Origin of the sequence: Chitinophaga sp. CC14 (assembly GCF_048957795.1) — a bacterium.
GTDB classification, from domain to species: Bacteria; Bacteroidota; Bacteroidia; order Chitinophagales; family Chitinophagaceae; genus Chitinophaga; species Chitinophaga ginsengisegetis.
In genome coordinates this window covers 2,215,164-2,237,617 of record NZ_JARBFY010000003.1, presented here as the reverse complement: position 1 = coordinate 2,237,617, position 22,454 = coordinate 2,215,164, and the positions used below count along the sequence as shown (strand labels likewise).

Genomic DNA, 22,454 nt, shown 5'->3' with positions numbered 1-22,454 from the left:
ATTTATTACGAGGCGCCTTCTCTATTTTATAGCTACAGGTGGTTATTTAAATATCTTAACAGAAATGCGCCAGCGGGGTGTGGTAACTGTCGCTATATAAATCCCTCTTGCAACATTTGGTACCTGGAACTGGAACAGGTTTATCCCCTTCCGCAGCGTAACGTTTTGTGCAAAGATCCTTCTTCCACTTAAATCCACCAGCTGATAAAATGCCGTTCCTGCATAAGTGCTGAACATGTTAGACATTAAAGTAGTGCTACCCAGGAATACGCCGGTGAGTACATTGGGCGTTCCTTTGGTGCTATTGGTACTTTCACCCACCGTAAGCGTTCCGTTATTGTAAATAAACGAATAGTTCGCCGCCGCAGCCCCGGCAGCAGTAATCGGATACTGCCCCGGAAACGAATACAGTGTAGCCGTAGACGTTAGCACCGGGCGTTGGGTGATAACTGTTGAATCATCGTTGTAAACAAATCCGGTGTAATCTATTTCAAAAGCAGGATTGGGCATCCCGTATATTCTGCTGGTATCTTTCGGAGTAGCCGTTAACAGGGCCGGGCTGATCACCAGTGTTCTCTGAATTTTTTCTGCAGATGGATATACGTTATAATCCCACTGGGTAGCGGTAATAGTATCGGTACCCGCACCCAGGATTTTAACCTTCCATTGATTATTAGCGGTACTGTCCCGGTAAACCCTGGTGAGCGCAGGGTTGCCGCCGGAAAAGGTAACGGGCAAAAGCGTGTTATCACTGCCGGCGGTCAATGCAAAGTCAGCATCTCCATATTGCTTCCAGGCAATGGAATCCATTCTCAGGTTACCGGGAATGCCAATTTTGTAGGCGCCTATTGAATCGTTCAATACGATGAAACGTACTTTGGCGCCTTTGTAAGTAGCTATGAGGCTGTCTCTGTGCAATACATTGTAAGTAACAGCTGTATCGGCAGACCATACGGCCAGCACGGCGGAGCTGTCTTCCTGCTTCCGGAACGCCAACGCCCAGATGTTATTATCAACGGTGGGAAGTCTTTTAACAAACCCCGGATTGCTCCCCAGGTACCCCGTCATTTCCTTATAGGCATTATAAGATGGTTTGGGTGAAAAGTCCCATCTCAGCAACCCGAAATTACTTTCCTTATCTGCGGCATTGTTGCCATCGTTATGCAGGTCGTACCAGAATATTTTCTCTACCCCCAACGATAAATAATTCAGGTATACCCGCTGCAGCAGGTTGGCCTGGTCGCTTTCAGAGTAACCTCCCGCCAGCGAAGCGGTACCCATGAGTATACCTCCCTGCCAATCGCCATAAGTAAACAGCGACATGGCTTCTCCTACATTTACATCGGTACTGTTGTACGCATGAATGATGGGATAATAGGTATCGCCCGGCTGGAGGTTTTTGGGGCTGATAAAACGATCAACAAGTACATTGGATAAGGCCGGCACTCCTCCTGCCAGGGCATCAGGACTTACAGCAATCCTGGTAGTACTCTGTGGTATACCGGGTTTGGTCCAGAAAGCTTCAAAGCCCAGCCTGAAATAAGGATAGGTAATCCCTGTTTGCGATACATTGCTCCAGGTACCATCCGGGTTCTGAATACCGGTATAATAGAACGGCAATACATTCACGGCCAGCATTAATCCGCCGTTGATCACATAATTACGCAGGGGTTCCAGCAGGGGCTGATCGGTGGTGGTGGACTCAGAACCCAGTATCACGGGGAACTCCGCGGGATCAACAGTGGCCAGCTCGCTGAACGGGATAGGCTCCAGGGTGATACCCGGCAACCAGGAACGCCACGTTTCCACCTCATCGAGATTAGGAACCCTGGGGGATACCGCAATCCCTACTTTGAAAGAGGTAGTATCTTTTCCTAACTTATGCAAAGCATATCGAATGGCTTTAACAACAAACTGCGGCTGCTTCTGGATGGTAGGCGCCACAAAGGAGGAGCCACCGGACTCCGTGATCCAGACAGGCATACCCGAATCGCCGCGCAGTTTCATTTCTGCATAGAAGTCGTTCCGCATACGGATGATCCGGGCGCTTTTGTCTGTTGCATAGCCATAGGGATGAACAGCTATTTTATCGAAGTAGCCTTTTGCACCGGCGTTGTACATGTTTTTCAGGTAGTCGGTATTCCATCCGGAAAGACCGCCAACGATCACCGCGCAGGCCGTGTCAATACTCTTTATTTCTTCATAGGCTGCTTTCAGCACCGGTACGTATTGCGTTGCATTAGGACTGGGTTTCCAGAAGCCGCCATCCTGTTCATTCCAGATCTCCCAGTATTTCATATCGCCGTGATAGCGGGTTACCACAGCATTTACAAACGCCCGCCATTCGGGCAGGTGATTATAAATAGGCACCATATCCGGCCGGGGTTTGGTAATCTCCGAATCAAACGCCTGTAAGATGGGAAGGATCTGGATACCATACTGCCGGCATTTCAGCAGCAGCGAATCATACCTGCTGAACTGCATAACACCGGCGGTAGCGCATACGTAGGAGAATTGTATATCTACCCGCATCCATTTGATACCTGCCTGCTGGCATTTCAGCAGTTCATTATCAATCATAGGCCACTCCGGATTTTTTTGTGCATGTGCACAAACGCCCCAGGGGCTTCCTGTTTGTGCGGAAAGGGTGATGTAGGGCAACAGGAAAGTAATGCATATAGTAATGCAGCGAATAATTTGGTTGATCATAAAATGTTTTTTAAGATGTTACATTATCAATAGCCGTCATTTTGTGGAAATGCAGAGATACCACCTGCTGTTTTATCTATCTGATCCTGCGGTATAGGTCTTAGTACATGAAAGGGTTTAATATTTGGTGCACCGGTCGGATTATGCAGCCGTACCCTTTCCAGCAATTTCCCGGTACGAACCAGGTCAAACCACCGGTGATGTTCACCAAGCAGTTCCCGTTCTCTTTCGTCCAGGATAAAATCGATGTTGAGATCGGAGGCTGTTATTTCCATAGCGGCCTGGTTGGCAGCCGTTTCTTCTGCAGTGGCGCCGGGTTTGGCGGCACGTTTGCGCACGGCGTTTACATACGGCACTGCTTCTGCAGCCTGGCCGCTCATCATCAGCGCTTCTGCTGCCACGAGGTACGTTTCCGCCAGGCGGGAAACAATAAAATCGCGGGAACCTGCTTCGTTGTTAATGTCGGGGCGTTGCGGATCGAGGAACTTTGTCAGCGTTGGAAAATTGGTTTGGTTATACTGACTGGGAGCAATAACGGTATAATTAACGGCATTCCTTTCTGCAGTGGTATATTCACGCCCCGGAAAATAAGCGGCGGTATCACCCAATTGCAGGGTTACACGTTTACCATTAATCGTATAGGCGCCAGGGTTATTACAATAATATACTGTAACAAAACTCTTTTCATAGCGACTGTCGTGTGCTTTATCAAACAATGTGTCCGTGGTGAAACGGGTAGGTCTGAAATACGAATACGGTCTTCCGTTAGCGAGGTCCCTGGCCATTCCCGGCAGGGAAGTATAGCTCATAATAAAGAACAGGTGAGTTTGGTTGCCAACGCCATTGGTCAATACATTTTTACTGTATTGCACGGCAAAAATAACTTCGGGATTCTTCTCTCCGCTACCCTGTGCAAACACATCTGAAAAATTATTCAGCAGCTGGTATTTATAATTACTGATCACATTTTTCGCCAGCGTAGCGGCCTGCTGGTAATCGCCTGGCTGCCGGGCGGTGGTGCCTGCCCGGGTGAGGTATACTTTCGCCAGCAGGTTTTCAGCTGCTGGTTTTGTAACACGGCCATACTCCGTAGTGATGGCGCCCAGGTTGGCGATGGCAAACTGCAGATCCGCAATGATGGCTTTGTATACGCTGTCAATGGGTGTGCGGTGTGCCACCGTAGTTACTTCAGTAGTTTCCGTGAGCGACAGGTTCACCGGTCCCCAGGTTTGCACCAGCAGGAAATAATACATAGCGCGCAGGAAACGTACTTCTCCCACTTTTGCATTCCGCGTTCCTTCTGCAATGGGTACCAGCGGCGCCCTCGTGATCACAGCGTTGCAGGCGTTCACCGCCAGGTTGAGATCATTCCACGGACTGGAAATAAATCCCCTGCCGGGTGTAAGGTTGAAGTTATAGGCGTCCAATGCCAGCTCCCCGCTGCCGCACATATAAGTATCGGTACCATACACGGTTAACTGTGCGCCCATCTGGTTACCATACCAGGCGCGCAAATAGCTGTAAGCACTGTTTACGCCGGCGTTAAAGCCCTCCGGCGTATTGAGGTAGTTATCCGGAATACCGGAACGCATATCCTCATTCAGTTGTTTATAACAGGAAGAAGTAAAACAGGCGAATATGATGATAATAAAGCAAATCGGCTTCATAAACGGAATTTAGAAAGTGAGGTTGATGCCAAATACATAGTTCACATAAAAAGGCTGACTGAGGATTTCAGGATCTATCCCCTGGTCCTTGTGTACGAAGGACGAGAACACATACGGATTTTGCACGTTGGCGTATATACGAAAAGATTGTATACCGGCATGTTTCAGTGTGCTGCCTGGCAGGCGGTAGCCCAGGTTGATATTTTTGATCCGCAGGTAATCGCCTTTAAAATAGGTAAGCGTGCTGCCGAAAACCGGCCCCTGTCCTTGTCCGGCGCGTGGCCGCGGATAGGTATTCACCGGGTTATCCGGCGTCCAGTAGTCCACGTTTACAGTGTTGTACCGTCCTTCTAGTGCAAAGGTGTTACCGCTGCGCAGCGGATCTTTTACCAGGTGTCCGAATGCACCGTTAAGAAAAACTGACAAATCAAAACCGCGGTAACTAAAGCGGCTGGTGATGCCGCCGGTCCATTTGGGTCTTACCTGGCCCAGGATCATACGGTCGCCTGCATCTATTTTTTTACTGTTATTCAGATCACTCACTTTTATTTGTCCTACTGCAGAACTGTATTGCGCCGCCTGTTGCTCCTCGCCGGTTTGCCAGATGCCTGTTTTTACATAATCGAAATACACGCCGAGCGGTTCTCCGATAAAGCGGGCATTGCCTATGTCATCTACTTTTCCCTGCGACAGGGAAAGGATCTTTTCCTTATTGTAAGCCATATTAAAATCGGTGCTCCATTCAAAACCGCCTTCCTGCTTTGCTTCGATATTTACAGACGATACGGCGAATTCAATACCCGAATTACTGGTAGAACCCACATTGGAAGTGATAGTAGCATAACCGGAAGTAATGGGCAGCAAACGTGGCAACAGGAGGTCAGTAGTTTTGGATTGGTATACATCCACGGTACCGGTAATCCTGTTATTAAGGACACCAAAATCGAGGCCCGCATTGGCCGACCGGGTGGTTTCCCACCTGAGGGAGCCATTACTCAAACTGGCGGGGCGGTAGCCAAAGGCGGCCACCCCGTCCCAGTCGTACGACGTACGTGACAACAATGCCCTCGTCTGGTAGGGATCTATCCCGGCATTACCATTCTGTCCGTAGCTGAGTCGCAATTTCAGGTTGTTCAGCCAGTTCTTCTTACTAAAAAAATCTTCGTTACTGATATTCCATCCCAGTGCTACTGCCGGGAAGAAGCCCCATTTGTTCTTTCCGGCGAACTTTGATGATCCATCGGCACGGCCGGTAAGCGTTAACAGGAAACGGTCGTCGAAAGCATAGTTCACGCGGCCCATCCAGGATAAGATGCTCCAGCGGTTGTAACCACTACCAATACCGGTAATGGTGGCGCCGGCGCCCACGTTATAATAGAGGATGGAATCCAGCCCGGTGGGCAGGTCTTTCACACTACCGCTGCTGCTTTCGCTGTTGAAGTTCTGGAGACTGTATAAGCCGGTTACATTCAGTTTATGTTTACGGGCAAATACTTTGTTATAGGTAAGCATGTTTTCCCAGGTATATGACAGCGTAAATGTTTCGCTGTTATTTGCTGCGGGTGCTGCACCGTTCTGGAAAGTGGATGTAGCACCGCGGTAGTTACCGGTTCTGCTTTCTGTGAGATCCGGGGCGAAGTTCATCCTGAACTTCAGGCCGGGCGCCAGGTCCGCTTCTCCGTATATGCTGCTGAGAATACGGAAACGTTTATTGCGGTTCACTACTGCTCCGGGCTCCAGGTCTACCATCGGGTTTACCTGCAACTGATCCGACGAAGGGCGCATATTTATTTTCCCTGTGCTATCAAAGGCTGCACTTAAAGGCGAAGTGGTGAGCGCAGCATAAAAAGGGTTTACATCGATGCCATTAGACACGCTGAAAGTGCCCAGGGTAGACATGCCCGCTTTAATGCGGCGGCCTATCTTCTGGTCGATATTAATGCGTGTGGTATACCGTGTAAAGTCCTGTATGCGGATGTATCCTTTATCACTGAAATATCCCAGGGAGATGTTAAAGAGCGTATTATCGTTGCCGCCGGATACGCTCAGTTCGTGGTTTTGCGCGATACCGGTACGTAATATCAGCTGCTGATAATCGGTAGTGGAGCCGTTTGCGATAGCTGCCAGCTCCCCTTTGTCGAAAATCTTTTCGTCTGCATTGGGGTCTGCATCATTGTAGCGGCCAACAGCGCGGTTGGCTTCCCGGCGGTATGCTGCAAACTGCGGCCCGTTCATCATATTGGCCTTCCTGGTTACATCGGATATGTTGAGATAGGAATTGTAACTGACCACGGCGGGTCCGGGCTTTCCTCTCCGGGTGGTGATGATCAATACGCCGTTGGCGCCGCGGGAACCATAGATGGCGGTAGCGGAGGCATCTTTTAATACATCGATCGACTCAATGTCATCCGGGTTGATGTCGTTTAACCCACCAGACAATGGAATACCGTCCACTACATACAGCGGATCATTCCCTGCGCTGAACGACCGTACGCCCCTGATCAGCACGGATGGCTGAGAGCCGGGTTTGTTACCGGTATTGTTTACATATACGCCGGGTACCCGTCCCTGCAGCATTTGCTGCACATTGGTTACGGCCACTTCTCTCAGTGCTTTGGATGATACGGAAGAAATAGCGCCCGTTACATCTCCCCTTTTCTGTGTACCATAACCTACTACTACCACTGCATCGAGGCCGGACAGGGAAGGTGTAAGATTCACCAGCAGAAAGTCGCTGCCGGTCAGCGTTGTTTCTCTTGTGTCGTACCCGATATAACTAAACACCAGCGTTGCACCGGGAGAAACATTTTTCAGTTCAAACTCCCCGTTTTCATTGGTAAGCGTACCATTGGCCACATCTTTTTCTTTAACGGTAACGCCCGACAGTGGCGGGCCACCGGCAGCCGTTACTTTTCCTTTTATATTTTCTTTGGGAGCCGGCTGCTCCTCCACAAACACGCGTTTTCGTTTGATAACAATTGTTTTCCCGGAGATAGTGTACCAGAGCGGTTTATCTTTCAGGCAAATTTCCAGCAGGTCAGTAACAGACGCGCTTTGCACATCTATATCCACTTTGCCGGTACGCCGCACCAGTTCTGTATTATACCAGAAAAAATAACCGGTTTGCTGCTGCACGGCATCAAACACTTCCTCCAGCGATACATTCTTTTTTGAAATCGTAACAGATTGGGCAGATACATGCGCAAAGGCATGCATACAAACACCGACCATCAAAACGAAGATCATTTTCATAACGAGGAACATTTTAGGGAACGACAAGCCAGGCAAAGGCTCCCCCTTACACTTAGTGTAGAATTTCATACTTTTGTTCAGGTTGGGTTTATCCGTTAAGCAATCTTTTACAAATGGGTGTTGTCGGATTGCCCAATTACTTGCCAGGGGCGTTGCAACCGCTCCTGGTTTCTTTTTGGCAATCACTAACGGGAACGGGTGTATTATTCACTCATACGTGGACGTTTTTCATCGTGATGGAATCGTTTTTCATTTACCGTGGAAAAAAAATGTGTTACAGGGAAGAAACCATTACCTTTCTTCCTTTAATTTCAAAGTGTATATCTTCTGTTAGTTCAAGCATCTGTAATACCTCTGTCAGACTGCTTTTCCGGGAAATAGTACCGGAAAAATTTTTTGCAGACAGGTTGCCTTCAAACACCGGTTCTATATCATACCAGCGTGCCAGCTGCTGCATGATGGTAACAATATTCTCTGACCGGAACCGGAAAATGCCATCCTTCCAGGCCGTTACACCGGGGAGGTCCGGACGGGAAATAGTGAATTGGTTGTTATTTTTAGATAATCCTGCCTGTTGCCCCGGTTGCAATAATTTGCTCACGGTTCCTTTACTTACTTTCACAACGCCTTCCAGCAGGGTGGATTGGATCTCTGCTGCTTCTTTGTACGCCATAATATTAAAGCGGGTACCCAGCACGGCTACTTCCATGTTGGCTACCGATACTTTAAACGGGGCAGATGCATTCGCGGCTACTTCAAAATAGGCTTCCCCGGTGAGGTTAACGCGCCGTTCGCCGGCATTAAAAGCCACGGGATAGCGGAGCGACGACTCCGCATTGAGCCATACTTTGGTACCATCCGGTAATACCAGTTGAAACTGCCTGCCGCGGGGGGTAGTCATGGTGTTATAACTCATGCCCCCGGTACCGGAAATGGCTTCGCTGTTATAAGCCAGGCGGCCGTTGTTCAACGTTACCTGTGTACCGTTTTGCTTCGCCACTACCCCGTTGCCGAGGCTATCGAGTACCACGGTGCTCCCGTCGGATAAGGTAAGGATAGCGCCTTCGTGGCCAGGCACAATTGCCGGTACGTCCGGTGCAACGGCCATCCGGGGCTTCTCCGGCTGACGCAGCCACAGGTAGGCGCCGCCGGCAAGCAACAGGAAAGCTGCTATCGCTGCGGCGGCCAGCCAGGAATTGTGACGTGGTTGCTGGTACGCAGGCTGTTGTTGTTCCCATTCGTGTATGCCAGAGCGTATATGCATGAGCGTTTGATCCCAATCTGTTTTCCGGGCAAACTTATCATGGGGCGTTTTTCCCCATAACTGCCACAGTTCTTCTTTTACAGGGTCGTCGTTTTCCAGGTCGCCCACCAGTTGCCAGAACTCACGGATCTCTTCCGGCGTGCCGCTGTCATTCACAAACAGGTGGAACAGGTGTCGAAGTCTTGTTGGATCGGTGGACATATAACGTGCTTATACCTTATAAGACGGCACGAAGAAAAAAACAGGACTACTTCTCCCGAAAAAAAATTTAAAAGGCTTTCTGCTCAGCTGATAAAGAAGAGGTTCAAGGCAGCTTTGCTGGAATGATGCCTGCGCAGGAAGTCGCTGATAGACCGGGTAGCCGCTACCATGCTGTTTTTGACCGTACTGGGCGACAGCCGCAGCGCTTCCGCTATCTGCCGGTGGGTAAGTCCCTGTTCACGGCTCATGGCGTAGATCAGCTTCCGTTGCGGAGGCAACTGGTTAATGGCCTGGAGTAATAACTGCCGGCATTCGGCATCTATCAGCAGTTCATCGGCTCCTCTCTGGAAGGCCGGCTCCTGGCGGTCGATATATATTTGCTGTAACCGGGCGTGACGGGCAGTGGTGCGGAGAAAATCAAGCGCTTTGTGATACGCTACCTTGTGTAAAAAGCTTTCCAGGTTCCGGATATTATGCAGCAGTTCTTTCCCGATCCAGAACTTTACAAAGATGTCGGTTACTATCTCTTCTGCAATTTCCGGCGCCTTCACAATGGTGATGAGATAATAATACAGCTTATCCCGGTAACGTTCAAACAACAGGTTAAACGCAGGCTCATTGCCGGTTTGCAGCAATTGTATTAATTCCTCATCTGTATAACTGTTGTCTGCCCCCATTTAACCGCGAAGGTATTTTGAATCTAAAATAAAAAGAATGGTTGATAATACCGCGGAATTTGTCTTTCTCAGGATTAAACTGATTGTACTGATTCAGGGATTTGATCACTTTTGATTTTAAAAGATTCGGGGAGATATAAGCAAAAATATCCGCTTATATCTCCCCGAATCTTTTAAAATCCCAAAAGTCAAATCAAGCTAATCAGTACAATCAGTTTAATCCTGAGAAAGACAAAATCCGCTCCCCATTTTATTTATTTGCCGGAAATCCTGATAAGCGCCACCGAGCGGGGAGCTACTTCATAGCTAATCACCTTATCAACTTCCAGTTTATCAGTGGCCGATGTAACCGCCGCATTTTTATCCGTTACATTCTCCGTCAACACCGTTACCGCTGCATTGGTATGCCGCCCTATAAGGCCAGCCAGGTTGGCTTTGGCAGCTACACTGGTTTCGCCGGCGTTCACCAGTTTAATAATAAGATCACCGCTTTTACTGTCTTTTACGCAGGACACACCTGTATTTTTGTTATTATTCAGTGTGATGATATCCGGGTAGTAAGTATCGCCGGCATTGTTTGAAAACAGGTGCTGTACATAATAATTTGGCGTACGCGTGATAGTAGTGCCTGTGAAATAAATAAGGTTCGGGTTCCAGGAAGTATGGCCGGTGCGGGCCAGCAGCGGGGCGTAAGACGACAGCCGTACCACGTCGCCATTGCGTTCCAGGGCCGTCATGTACACTGCTTCTGCCAGGGCGTTGAACCAGGTATTTCCCCTGGAGGCATATTCTCCGAGGTATACTTTGGATTTATTACGGTTGTATGAATCGTAGCGGTTTTTATTTTCCAGGAACCATTCGGGTTTTTCGTAGTAATGCTCATCTACTATCTGTAACGCATTTTTATCGGCAAACGCCCATCCTGCCTCAAAGTCTTCCCCTGCCGGCGCCGGACCTACAGTTCCAATAAGCGTGATTTCCGGATGCTTTTGTTTTACTGCCGCTTCAATTAATTTAAAGCGTTCCCTGAAAGCGGGGGTTTGTTTGTCTTCGTTGCCGACGGCCAGGTATTCCAGGTGAAACGGCGCAGGATGCCCTGCAGCAGCCCTTTTAGCGCCCCAGGTAGAAGTAGCCGGTCCGTTGGCATATTCAATCAGGTCCAGTATTTCATTGATATACGCGGGCATTTCATCAAGGGGCAATCCTTTTTGCCCGGTACCGCCAATGCGCCAGGTGCCGCCGGAGTTCTGGCAACTCACCGCTGCGGGTACTACCGGTAAGGGTTTGGCGCCAATGTCTTCACAAAACTGGAAGTACTCGAAATACCCCAGTCCGAGCGACTGATGATAGCTCCATATATTTCGCTGTGCTTTTCTTTCTTCTACAGGACCGATGGTATTTTTCCAGCGGTACATATTTTCGAGGCCGTCGCCATGCACGAGGCAACCGCCGGGGAAGCGCATGAACCTGGGTTTTAAGTCGGCGATGGCTTGTCCCAGATCGGCCCTAAGCCCGTTTGGCCGGCCGTGAAAAGTATTGGCCGGGAACAGGGAAACCATATCTATCGCCAGGCTGCCGGGCGCTTTGGCTACCATCACCAGCACAGCGCTATCGGCTGTTTGTTGCGCGGTGAGAACGCCGCTGCTTTTTTTCCATTCCTTTGCATCCGCAGTAAAACTTACTTCTCCGTATACCTCGCCCTTCCGGCTGCGCAGCTGTACTGAAACCGGAATGGGGGTTGCCGACAGCAACCGGGTAAATACCGAAAAGTTATATTGCTCGCCCTTTTTTATAGCAATGCCATCAAAACCGTTGTTCTGTAACCCGATACCTTCCTGGCCGGGTTCTTCGATGGTGAGCACCACATAATGCGGGTTGTTGGGATGGATGGGCGATTTGCTTTCCACATTCACGGCGCCATAGCCAAAGCCTTTGGTTACGTATTCCCAGGCGGTAAAGGAATGCCAGCCCCATCTGTCGGCCGGGGTATACTCAAACGACCTGTTCTGGATCAATTCCGCATACAGGCCGCCATCTGCTGCATAGCTGATATCTTCAAAAAAGATTCCGAACAGATCGGCGGAAATAGGCTTGCCTGCTTTACGTTTTGTTTGTGCATCCGCCTGGTGTGTACCCAACAGGCCAATAAGGAACATAAAGAGTATGTCTTTTCTTAGATTCATTTTCATAACGTGAATTGAGTTTTAAAATCTGCCCGGCGGGATACCCGGCATCGTTCTGACAGGAAAAATAATAAAACTATTTTATTAATCGTCAATTTGACAATTAATTTTAATGATACGGGAAGATGCCTGTATTTTGCTGGTTACAATTGATTCTTCCCTTCCGCTGCAGGATGCTATTCAAAGAAGGTTTTAGCAACCGGAAACTCCTTTTGGCTAGCCGGATTTCTTCCACGGAACCGCCACGGATTATTCCCGGTTCTTTTTTCTCCGGCTGATATTTAAATCCTAACTTCCCGTTATTCATTTTATGACAAATGTCCATGATCATCAGACCATATACGCCCTCCGATAAACCGGCATGTGTAGCTGCATTTAAAAGTAATATGCCTGGCTTTTTCGCACCGGCAGAATTACCCGACTTTGAAGAATGGCTCCGGAAGCAGGACGCCCGGTATACATCTCCCAAAAAAAATAACAACGAACAATATTATGTAGCTACCCTGGAAGAACAGGTAATTGGTTGCGGAGGTTATTATATCGATACCGCAAAACAGGAAGTATCCATGACCTGGGGGCTCATCACGCATGCCTTGCATAAACAGGGATATGGCAAACAACTATTCCTGTACCGGGTACATGTTATTCAGTCGATATGCCCGCTATGCCGTATCAGGCTCGATACCACGCAACACTCCTATCCTTTTTTCGGGAAACTGGGGTTTGTGGTTACCAGTATCACAAAAGATTCCTATGGCCCCGGGCTCGACCGGTACGATATGGAGCTAAAAGCCTGAAGGTTGGAAAGTATTTTTTACCGGATGAAAAAAATGAAGTTATTTGTCCCCGTCATGAATAGCCGGTCGTTATTAAAACGAAACCATAAAACATTCAGCAATGAGAGAATTCATATTAATTTTCAGAAACAGCACCAACTCCCACGACAACCCATCTCCTGAACAGCTGCAGGAAAGAATGAACTGGCTGGCGGGTATTGCCGCCCAGAACAAACTGGCTGATAAAGGCAACCGGTTATCTGCCAGCGACGCTAAAACGGTGAAACCAGATATGGTAACGGATGGCCCCTACACGGAAATCAAAGAATTTATCAGCGGCTATATGATCTTAAAAGCAGCCAATATTGAAGAAGCGGTTGCCTTTGCCCAAGCCAACCCGGTACTTAAAGCCGGCGGCAATGTGGAAGTAAGGGCCATACTCAGACCGGAAGAGAAAAGCTAACGCCAATGGCAGCAAACACCTCAGAACTTTTACCCCAGTTATTCCGGTTGGAGTATTCCAAAATGACGGCAGTATTATGCCGTCTTTTTGGCTTACAGCACATGGAAACAGCCGAAGACATTGTAAGCGAAACTTTTTTAAAAGCCACTGAAGTATGGAGCGCACAGGGTATCCCCGAAAACCCCACTGCCTGGCTGTACACCGTTGCAAAAAATAAAACGAAAGATTATCTCAAACATATTTCCATCTTTGAAACACAGGTAAAAGGCGCCCTTACAAGCGGTGAAACACAGGCGGAACCCGACTTTGATTTCAACCCGCAAACCATCAGCGACAGCCAGCTGGCTATGATCTTCGCCGTTTGTAATCCCGCTAACTCCGCGGAATCACAGATCTGTCTTGCCCTCCAGATCCTTTGCGGATTCAGTGTAGAAGAAATTGCAGATGCCTTTCTCTCTAAAACAGAAACTATTAAAAAAAGATTGCTCAGGGCCAGAAGCAATCTGCGCAACGATAACTTCCAGATCCGGCAGCTACAGGAAGCAACGATAAAAGAAAGACTGGACGTTGTTTTAAGAACCCTCTATCTTTTGTTTAATGAAGGCTACTTTTCCAAATCCAATAATCATCTTATCCGGAAAGACCTTTGCTCAGAAGCAATCAGGCTGGCGCTGATACTCACCGAAAAACCGCTCACCAACACCACCCAATCCAACGCGCTGCTGGCACTGATGTGCTTTCAAAGCTCCCGGCTGGATGCCAGGGCCAACAACGAAGGAGAAACCGTACTTTATGAACAACAGGACAAAAACCTGTGGAGTAAAGAACTCATTGAACAAGGCAACTACTACCTCGTAAATGCATGCTCCGGAAATGAAGTATCAAAATATCATCTCGAAGCAGGCATTGCCTACTGGCATACCACGCCCACCGATAACAACAAATGGTCGCACATCCTGCAGCTGTATAACCAGCTGATATTAATTGAATACTCCCCGATGACCGCACTGAACCGGACCTTTGCCTTTGCAAAAGTTTATGGACATCAACCCGGCATACAGGAAGCGGAAAAACTTGGCCTGAGCAACAACAGCCATTATCATTCCCTGTTGGGCTATCTGTATGCGGAAACCGATACTGATAAAGCGATTGCCCATTACCAGCAGGCTATCTGTCTCACAAAATCAACAGCAGAAAAGAAAACGCTGATGAAGGAGATAAACAGACTGCTGCTATGATATGATCCGTTTTTTTCGATAACTTTATAGCATGCAGGCGGATATACAAACACTCTATCAATCTCCCATTTGCACGGTGCATAATTTTTTGTGCCGGTGCCAGGAGTGTGCGGTATCTGAAAAAGAATACCAGGGAACATTTTCCATTGCCTATATCCGGAAAGGGAATTTCCGTTTCCGGGTTTTCAGGAATGAGCTGGATGCATACAGCGGTCTGTTCCTGCTTTGTAAACCCGGCTATGAGCACAGGGTAGCGCACGTTCACAACATACCGGATCAATGCACCATCTTTTCCTTCGAAGCGGATAGTGAGGCGCTTTTAATGGAACACGCCGCCACCTTTTCCTGGTTTTTCAACAACCCGGATATTCACTCGATCCTGGTAAAAGCTACACCGGAAATGGAATTCCTGCATCAGCATATATTCGGTTTGCTGCAAAAAACACATTCCCCCCGGTTATGGACCGAGCAACTGATGACAGAACTTTTCCTGCTGGTGTTATCCGCCGGAGATCCCCTGCATCCCTTACCGGCATTGAATGATAAACAAAAAAGAAATTACCTGCCGGCGATAGAAAACGTGAAATCGTTTATCAATGAAAACTATGCCGACAATGTTACCCTTCCGCAACTCGCTACGCTGGGAAATATGAGCCCGTTTCATTTTAACCGTCTTTTTAAACAGATCACTGCCGTTACGCCTTACAGTTATATGTTACAGGTAAGGCTCAAACAGGCTACCCTGCAGCTTCGTAACACCAGCCTTCCCGTAACGGATATCGCGTTTTCCACGGGCTTTAACAGCCTTGAACATTTCTCCGCTGCCTATAAAAAACAGTTTGGAAAATCACCCTCCGCCATGCGTTCTTAAAAAGAGCAATTTTCCTTAAACAGATGGCTACCCTGCCGGTTAATTTTGCGGTAACAAACTTCATATCATGAAAACGCAATTATTAACGACCCTGGAAAATGCTAAAAATTATACGCTGAGCGTAGCAGAAGCGATGCCTGAAAAGGGCTACCCTTTTAAACCAACACCAGCCGTGTGGACGTTTGGAGAACTACTACATCATATTGGCTATGGCATTGGCTGGTGGGAAGAAAATTACATCAAACAACGGCCTTCCGACTGGAACCCTCCCGCCCCCACCACCCGCAAAGCCGCTACCATCGCTTACCTGAACCAGGCTTTTAGTGCACTGAAAGAAAGTATGGAAAACACGCCACTGTCGGACCAGGTGGTGGCAGGTTTCTACGCTACTATTGACCATGTTACGCATCACCGCGGACAAGCAACGGTGTATCTCCGCAACCAGGGCATTGTACCGCCTGAATATGTTTACTGATCATTCAAAAAAATCATATGCCGGTTTATTATATCAACAGCTACGATATCATTAATGAAGAAGAATATGCAAAGTACGGTCCGCCGGTTATTCAACTACTGCATAAATACGGCGCCGAAGTACTGGCATCAGACCTACAGGCCATCGCTGTGGAAGGAACGGTAAAGAAGATGAATGCCGTGATTAAATTTCCGTCAGAAGCTGCCGCGCTGCAATGTTACGATGATCCGGAATATCAGCCGCTGAAGGCTATCAGGTGGCGTTCCACTGATAATTGCAGTATGACGCTGGTGCATGGATTGGAGTAACGCGTTCATCACGATGAGTAAGAGATTTTTCGTAAACGGCCGGTTCCTGTTAACCGGCTGTTTTATAGAATTTCTATATATCCGTCCGTTCCATTCACGCGGATGCGTTGTCCGTCTTTGATCAACGTGGTGGCATTCTCTACGCCCACAATGGCCGGTAAGCCATATTCACGTGCAATTACCGCTCCGTGAGTCATCAGTCCGCCTACCTCGGTGACCAGGCCTTTTACAGACACAAATAATGGCGTCCAGCTGGGGTCCGTAAATGCCGTCACCAGTATATCTCCCGCTTCCAGATCAGCATCTTCCATGTTCAGGATAACACGTGCCCGCCCTTCTATCACTCCCGAAGAAACGGGCAATCCTACGATTGCGTTTGCGGGGAGATTTTCCCGTTTATACTTCCCCGTTATGATTTCACCGTCAGACGTGATAACACGCGGAGGAGTTAGCTTTTCATATAATTTGTACTCGTTTTTCCGTTTGGAGATGAGCTGGTGATCCAGTTTATTCGTGCGTACCACTTCGTGCAATTCTTCAAAAGTGAGATAGTATATATCTTCTTTTTCATGGATAACGTTGGCCCGCAGGAGTTGTTCCGCTTCTTTCAGTAACGCCTGCTTATAAACGAAGAAGCGGCTAATAATGCCGTATTTCGGATACTCACGATAACCGGCGAAGTTCCGGAGCAGGCTGATCATTTGTGCTGTTTCCGCGGCTTTTTGTTCGCCATCCGGCAATTGCTTCAACCTGGCTAATAATTCCTGTTCTTTCTTCAAGGCTTCCTGTTTCCCCTCCTCAAATTTCCGTTTGCCGGCGCCCGGCTCAACGTTTTTAATGTTACTTAGCATTATCGGAATAAGTGTAGCCGGGTTTTCGCTCCAGCGGGTTCTCGTAATATCAATTTCGCCTGCACACCGCATTCCGTATTTATTGAGATAAGTATCGATAGCATTCCGGGCTTCGGGTCCACCATTAAACCTGGCCAGTTCATCCAAAAAGCCATCTTCCTTTACCTGTTGTAGATAATTAATTACTTCCGGGTAAGGGCGGATCACATCAGCGACATCCAATAGCTCGAGGCCCATTTCCGAGGTGATATTGTTGGGGGCAGACTGGGCAAGGGTATCTGCTGCATTTTTTTCGCCTAACCATGTGTTCATGTTTTCATTGATCCAGATGGAAGCATCTGCAGAAGCCATGATTGCACTCATATTTTGCGGATCAAATAAGCTCTTCTTTGATTGCTGACTATCTTCCAGGATAAAGTCAAATAAGTCCGGCCCTGATTTCGTTTGAATGTTTTGTTTTAACGCTGCTATGGATGTTTGAAAACGCCGGATCAGATCCGAAACGATCGCCGGATCATTTTTAATCTGGTCCAGGATATCTGCAGCCGATTTACCGCTACTGGTCAAGGCTGGGTTCAACGCTTTGTTATCGGGTAGCGGCTTTATAAAGCCTTCCCGCTCCGTGATGGTTATCAAAGCGTCTTTTATGAGCGGCTCGTGTTGTCCGATGGCATCTATCATCGTTTCTCTGCCGGTGGGCGTGGCCAGGCTATCCGTAATATCAACAAACAATCTTCCACCGGCTTTAAACATTGGCCGGAAAGCGGTCAGTTGCCATAAAGACAATCCCAATGGTTTCATAGGATCCGTCATCATTTGCTGATGACCAACAGATATATACACGTGATTTTCCTGGTCATCCACTTCAGGAACCGGGTATAAAGTAGTGATTGGCCTGCTCTGAACAATATAAAATATATCATCCGCCAGGCACCATTCAATATCCTGCGGACTACCAAAATAAGCTTCGATCTTTCTTCCGGTATGTGCCAGCTGTAAAATTTGCTGATCAGTAAGTACCTGCGCCTTTTGCTGATCAGGACTGAGTTGGCGGGTCACTGTTCCTCCTTCTTCTTTTCCATAGATGGCCAGTTTTTTGGTTCCTGTCATCTTACCGGTAATTTCCCCCTCCTGCACCTTATAGCAATCGGCAGATACCAGGCCGGAAACCAGTGCTTCTCCAAGTCCAAAACCTGCATCGATGGAGAGCTGCTTCCGGTTAGCGGTAACCGGATCAGCCGTAAATAAAATTCCGGAAGCCTGTGGGAAAACCATTTTCTGAATAACAACAGATAAATAAACCTGGCTGTGATCAAATCCGTTTTGTATCCGGTAGATGATTGCACGATCTGTGAACAGGGAAGCCCAACATTTGCTGATATGCTTCAGGATAGCCGGTTTCCCGGTAATGTTCAGGTAGGTATCCTGCTGCCCGGCAAAGGATGCCGTGGGCAGGTCTTCCGCTGTAGCGCTGGAACGCACGGCAAAGGCGTCTTTTTCATCAAACTTTGTGAGATAGGCGCCAATCTCTCCGGCGATGTCCTCCGCAATAGGTATTCTTTCGATGACCGTACGGATTTTTGCGCCCAGTTCACGGATGCTTTCCCGGTCTTCAGCATTAAATTGCGTTAGTTCACTCAGCAAGCTGTTAAGCGCTTCATTATTTCCGGTTACTTTTTTATAGGCCTTTGTAGTAACGCAAAAGCCTCCCGGCACCTGTATCCCCTCTATCCCGGACAGTTCGCCCAGATTGGCGCCCTTTCCTCCCACTAGCATCAGTTTTGTGCTGTTGATCTCCTGAAAACCAAGTACAAATTGATCCATATGTTGTCCCTCCTTTTACCGGTAAAAAATTAAGTGAAGAATGTGCTATGCCGTCAAAAATACAAGGTATGACGCGTCAAAACACCGTTTCTCAACTATATTTTTTTCTGCACAATAATGATAATAGCAGGGACGTTTTATTCCAAAATAGAGGAGATTGGGAAGCACTGTTACTACTGTTTCTTCATCGCATACTTCAGGTACATATCGCCATCAGAGCTGGACTTCACCACGTACCACTTCTTATTATCACTCAGCAAAAGCTCATACGAAACGCCGTTTTTATTTGTAAGCTCCGTAACGCCCGCGATGTGTTTGTCAGCATACTCTTTTTTTACTGTTAGCAACACACTCAGTGGTAACTCGCTTTCCCCGCAGTAGCGTAAAGCGTAAACGAGCGTACCTGCTTTATCGTACCATATTCTGCACTGCGTTTCATCCCTGGTGAAAGAAACGATGTAGTATTCATTGTCTTCCACCCACCGGGTATATTTCGCATCGGGAAATGCCTGGCTGAATAGGCGGAGTACGGTGTCGGTGGGCGCTGCCATTGCCTGAGATAACCAAAGTGCGGCCATTGCCACCAGGAGGAGGATCTTTTTTATACTAAGAAAATTCCGTTTCATAATTTACAATTTAATTGAGGTGATTTTGTTTCTGAATGTAAAATTAGAACAGTCACCATCCTTTAAATTGTACAAAACGGAACAAAGCCTATATTTCCTTTTGAGAAGTAAGAAGTGCTGGTAAGGTTACTTCCCGGATGGCTCTGCGATACTTCGGACATGGGTATCTGATGGACTATCCATGCACTATCTATACTGTTCGCATGCACTCCTCATGCACTCCTCATGCACTATTGATGCACTATTGATGCACTATCAATGCACTCAGGCTGCCAGAGCCTGCTTTTCTCATTAAAAAAACATATCACAGGATTGTGGCTATGATTCAATAATTTTCCATGATGCAACGCTATCATCTTTGCCCAATGCTTTTTCCAAATACTGCACGATAAAATCAGCTGCGGCATCCAGATTGCCTGGATCACGCTCCCACGTACAATACTCGTTTGCTTTCCAATCGACCAGGCTCAGGTCATCTTTCTCATATGTATCCAAATCCCATTGCTTTAGCTGTATGGTGGGGTCGTTCGTAAAAGGATAATATACATTCAGCATATCCCAGGTAAACTGAAACCAGTATTCGGGAGTTGTTGTGTGCTCAAACGAAATGATACACTTCGTGTTCCCGTCAATGGCTAAGTCCATCACTTTTTGCAGATATTCCTTCATGTTTATTTGTTCCATATTCTTTTTTAAATATTACCTGGTAGATTTTAGTGCTCCTTTTATGACCATCCTTTTTTATTTTGGGTTAAGCTGTTGGGCTGCAGCTTCCTCTTGTATACGGGTGGCATGATTGCGTTCTAATTCCTGTCGTTGTTTTTTGTTTAACCGCTCCTTTTTTACAAAACGGCAAAAGCCAAAATACGATTGCGGGTACGCACCAAAATGTATGTTTTTTTGTTCTTCATCCCAATGAATGGCATAAGCATCGTTAGCTACGCTATCACTGCTCCAAAAAAGACTTAACTGCAGGCTTTGTTTATATATATCCGGTTCTGCCTTATGTCCCGGAAGAAAAAGAAGTAACTCATCTTTCAGCAAGGCCTGGTAGGTTGCAGCCGTACTATCTGGCTGGTAAGGGCCAAATATTTTTCTAAAATAGGGTAACTCGCCCGAATAGGCAACTTTACCATAAGCCAGGAACAGGCCGGCCAGTTCTTCGGAAGTTGGAAGTCGCCAGCCTTCAGGGCAAGCCTGCTGTGCCAGCTTCCAGGTATACGTTCGTCCTTCAGGACCGATGGGGTTATGCCGTGGGGTGAAGAAAAAGCTTGAACCGGGCAACCCGATTCTTGCATTACTCATTGTCCATAATTTGCCATTAATACGGCCTATCGGATAACGACTGCCATCCCGCTTATCTATCAGAACAGCATATCCTCCTTTCTTCCGTACAATTTTAGAACTTCCGGCGCAGCTACCTAACATGATAAATGCAAGCGCCGGGCCGCATAGTTTCCTGCATGCATTCGTGATCATATCCAAAAGTAACCACAAGGAGAAGTATAATAAATACCTGCTTACAGGTATTTATCTGCCGGTAAAACTGTATTATTTTTGCTTCTTTTGAAGAAGCCAATACCCGTTTACATTTTACCCTCGCACACTTGCAGATGTTATTAAAATGAAATAATTGATGACCCAAAATAATCTTCTTAAAATATTACCGCTGTTAATAAGCAGCTTTTTTTATTTTACTTCCTGCGCGCAAGAAATCGAATATGCCATACCACCAGGACAGTTTAGTCACATACAACCTATGAGCGAGGGGCTCATGAGCGCAAAAGCAAAAAAAGATGGGTTATATGGTTTTATCAATGCCGGGGGTGAGTGGAAAATACCCGCCCAATATCATCTATCATCCCCGTTTAGTGAAGGCTTAGCATCGGTAGTACCGGAGGGTGCTGATCTGTATGGCTACATTAACAAAACAGGAAAACTGGTTATAGAAACAAGATTCAAAGACACAAGACCTTTCTCCTGTGGACGCGCCATTGTGTGGCTCCCCGACGGCAAAGGCTGGGCCTGTATCAACAGTAACGGTAAAATAATATTTACGGCCGAAAGTATAAAAGCCGAACCTACCAGTATGCCCAATATGTTTAAGGAAGGACTGCTGGAAGTTTTCCAGGCAGATAAAGATAACAATTTCCGCCACGGATTTGCAGATACTGCCGGCCGGTTGGTTATCCCCTATCAGTATAGCAATACCTTTTATTTTTCGGATAACGTGGCGGTAGTAACAGTAACAAATAAATCAGGCAACTCAAACGAAGAAGACGAATACCATGCAATAATTGATAAAAAAGGTACTACCCTGTTAACCATTGTCAACAATAAACAAGACGTAACAATATTTAAAACAGGCATAGCCAGGTTTCTTGAAAATGGACATTATGGATTAATGGATAAGAAAGGTACAATAAGGCTGGCTCCCCGTTTTGATGTGTTGCCACCAGATTACAATGGCGGGCCGCTTTGGGGTATAATACATGGAAAGGCTGATGGCAGCAAAGAAGGCTTTCTGTACCTATTGGACAGCAATTTTACAGAAACAGGCAAATTACTCCTTTATACCACAGGCAAACGTATTACAGGTACTGAGGGCAATTTCAGCGAAGGATTACTGGCGGTAAGACAAGATGAATTATGGGGTTATGTTGACCAAAGTGGCAAATGGGTAATACAACCACAATTTACCGAAGCCGCGCAATTTTATGAAGGGTTTGCTATTGTGAGAAATAGTGAGAATATAGTAAGCATTATTAAGAACCCATTGAAAAAGAACTAATATCCGGAGACCTTGAAAATGGATAAAGTATTACAAAACAGGCGAAAAAGAGCAGCTACTTTACAAAGGAGCCTGGTTTGATGAGCAAAAAAAATTGACCGTTATCCATCATGGAAAAGTTGGTCATAGAGGTACAACGTTAAGAGATATCTCTTAACGTACTAAAAGTAGCTAATGAATTTTTAGAAATTTTTTATAACAATTGTAAAGCTGATGGCTTTGACATAGGACAAAAGAAACTGAATTTTTTTTGTGTAGTTGTAGATGATGAAAGAGCA

General features: G+C 47.0%; 17 protein-coding genes. 7 read left to right on the top strand and 10 right to left on the bottom strand.

What is annotated here, in order from left to right; translation table 11 throughout:
- Nucleotides 1-42 precede the first annotated feature (42 nt).
- The 6 genes from PV783_RS18935 to PV783_RS18910 all read right to left on the bottom strand — a co-directional run bounded on the left by PV783_RS18935 (nucleotide 43) and on the right by PV783_RS18910 (nucleotide 11,959).
- Entirely contained in the window at nucleotides 43-2,709 is a 2,667-nt protein-coding gene (locus PV783_RS18935) for an MBG domain-containing protein (protein WP_420989173.1), read from the bottom strand.
- Between the two features lie 26 nt (nucleotides 2,710-2,735).
- Complete coding sequence (locus tag PV783_RS18930) at nucleotides 2,736-4,376, bottom strand: RagB/SusD family nutrient uptake outer membrane protein (RefSeq protein WP_420989172.1); 1,641 nt, start codon at nucleotides 4,374-4,376, stop codon at nucleotides 2,736-2,738.
- Between the two features lie 9 nt (nucleotides 4,377-4,385).
- On the bottom strand, nucleotides 4,386-7,628 hold the full coding sequence (locus PV783_RS18925; protein ID WP_420989171.1) for a TonB-dependent receptor: 3,243 nt from the start codon (nucleotides 7,626-7,628) through the stop codon (nucleotides 4,386-4,388).
- A gap of 274 nt (nucleotides 7,629-7,902) precedes the next feature.
- The gene (locus PV783_RS18920) at nucleotides 7,903-9,093 is read right to left on the bottom strand and encodes a FecR family protein (protein ID WP_420989170.1); all 1,191 of its coding nucleotides are present in this window, start codon (nucleotides 9,091-9,093) and stop codon (nucleotides 7,903-7,905) included.
- Between the two features lie 83 nt (nucleotides 9,094-9,176).
- Entirely contained in the window at nucleotides 9,177-9,770 is a 594-nt protein-coding gene (locus tag PV783_RS18915; RefSeq protein WP_079467497.1) for an RNA polymerase sigma-70 factor, read from the bottom strand.
- 254 nt (nucleotides 9,771-10,024) lie between these two features.
- Nucleotides 10,025-11,959 (bottom strand): alpha-L-arabinofuranosidase C-terminal domain-containing protein, encoded by a 1,935-nt coding sequence (locus PV783_RS18910; RefSeq protein WP_420989169.1) that lies wholly within the window; start codon nucleotides 11,957-11,959, stop codon nucleotides 10,025-10,027.
- A 317-nt stretch (nucleotides 11,960-12,276) separates the two neighbouring features.
- Here PV783_RS18910 and PV783_RS18905 point away from each other — a divergent pair, with 317 nt between their 5' ends.
- The 6 genes from PV783_RS18905 (at nucleotide 12,277) to PV783_RS18880 (ending at nucleotide 16,084) form a co-directional block, all read left to right on the top strand.
- Nucleotides 12,277-12,750, top strand: coding sequence for a GNAT family N-acetyltransferase (locus tag PV783_RS18905; protein WP_420989168.1), 474 nt, complete (start codon nucleotides 12,277-12,279; stop codon nucleotides 12,748-12,750).
- Nucleotides 12,751-12,850: 100 nt separating this feature from the next.
- Nucleotides 12,851-13,192: a YciI family protein gene (locus tag PV783_RS18900; protein WP_079467499.1), complete on the top strand. Its 342-nt coding sequence runs from the start codon at nucleotides 12,851-12,853 to the stop codon at nucleotides 13,190-13,192.
- 5 nt (nucleotides 13,193-13,197) lie between these two features.
- Nucleotides 13,198-14,430 (top strand): RNA polymerase sigma factor, encoded by a 1,233-nt coding sequence (locus PV783_RS18895; protein ID WP_420989167.1) that lies wholly within the window; start codon nucleotides 13,198-13,200, stop codon nucleotides 14,428-14,430.
- 31 nt (nucleotides 14,431-14,461) lie between these two features.
- A complete protein-coding gene (locus PV783_RS18890; protein WP_420989166.1) occupies nucleotides 14,462-15,301 on the top strand; it encodes a helix-turn-helix domain-containing protein in 840 nt (279 codons plus the stop codon).
- A 67-nt stretch (nucleotides 15,302-15,368) separates the two neighbouring features.
- On the top strand, nucleotides 15,369-15,776 hold the full coding sequence (locus PV783_RS18885) for a DinB family protein (protein WP_420989165.1): 408 nt from the start codon (nucleotides 15,369-15,371) through the stop codon (nucleotides 15,774-15,776).
- A 17-nt stretch (nucleotides 15,777-15,793) separates the two neighbouring features.
- On the top strand, nucleotides 15,794-16,084 hold the full coding sequence (locus tag PV783_RS18880; protein WP_420989164.1) for a DUF1330 domain-containing protein: 291 nt from the start codon (nucleotides 15,794-15,796) through the stop codon (nucleotides 16,082-16,084).
- Between the two features lie 62 nt (nucleotides 16,085-16,146).
- Here the strand turns inward: PV783_RS18880 and ppsA are convergent, their stop codons facing one another.
- The 4 genes from ppsA to PV783_RS18860 form a co-directional block, all read right to left on the bottom strand.
- Nucleotides 16,147-18,759: a phosphoenolpyruvate synthase gene (ppsA, locus tag PV783_RS18875; RefSeq protein ID WP_420989163.1), complete on the bottom strand. Its 2,613-nt coding sequence runs from the start codon at nucleotides 18,757-18,759 to the stop codon at nucleotides 16,147-16,149.
- A gap of 173 nt (nucleotides 18,760-18,932) precedes the next feature.
- Nucleotides 18,933-19,385, bottom strand: coding sequence for a hypothetical protein (locus PV783_RS18870; RefSeq protein ID WP_079467505.1), 453 nt, complete (start codon nucleotides 19,383-19,385; stop codon nucleotides 18,933-18,935).
- Between the two features lie 318 nt (nucleotides 19,386-19,703).
- The gene (locus PV783_RS18865; RefSeq protein ID WP_420989162.1) at nucleotides 19,704-20,069 is read right to left on the bottom strand and encodes a hypothetical protein; all 366 of its coding nucleotides are present in this window, start codon (nucleotides 20,067-20,069) and stop codon (nucleotides 19,704-19,706) included.
- A gap of 57 nt (nucleotides 20,070-20,126) precedes the next feature.
- Complete coding sequence (locus PV783_RS18860; protein ID WP_420989235.1) at nucleotides 20,127-20,813, bottom strand: FISUMP domain-containing protein; 687 nt, start codon at nucleotides 20,811-20,813, stop codon at nucleotides 20,127-20,129.
- A 331-nt stretch (nucleotides 20,814-21,144) separates the two neighbouring features.
- Between PV783_RS18860 and PV783_RS18855 the strand changes: the two genes are divergently transcribed.
- Nucleotides 21,145-22,176 carry a WG repeat-containing protein gene (locus PV783_RS18855; protein ID WP_420989161.1) on the top strand — a complete coding sequence of 344 codons (1,032 nt, stop codon included), beginning with the start codon at nucleotides 21,145-21,147 and terminating at the stop codon, nucleotides 22,174-22,176.
- Nucleotides 22,177-22,454: the final 278 nt, after the last annotated feature.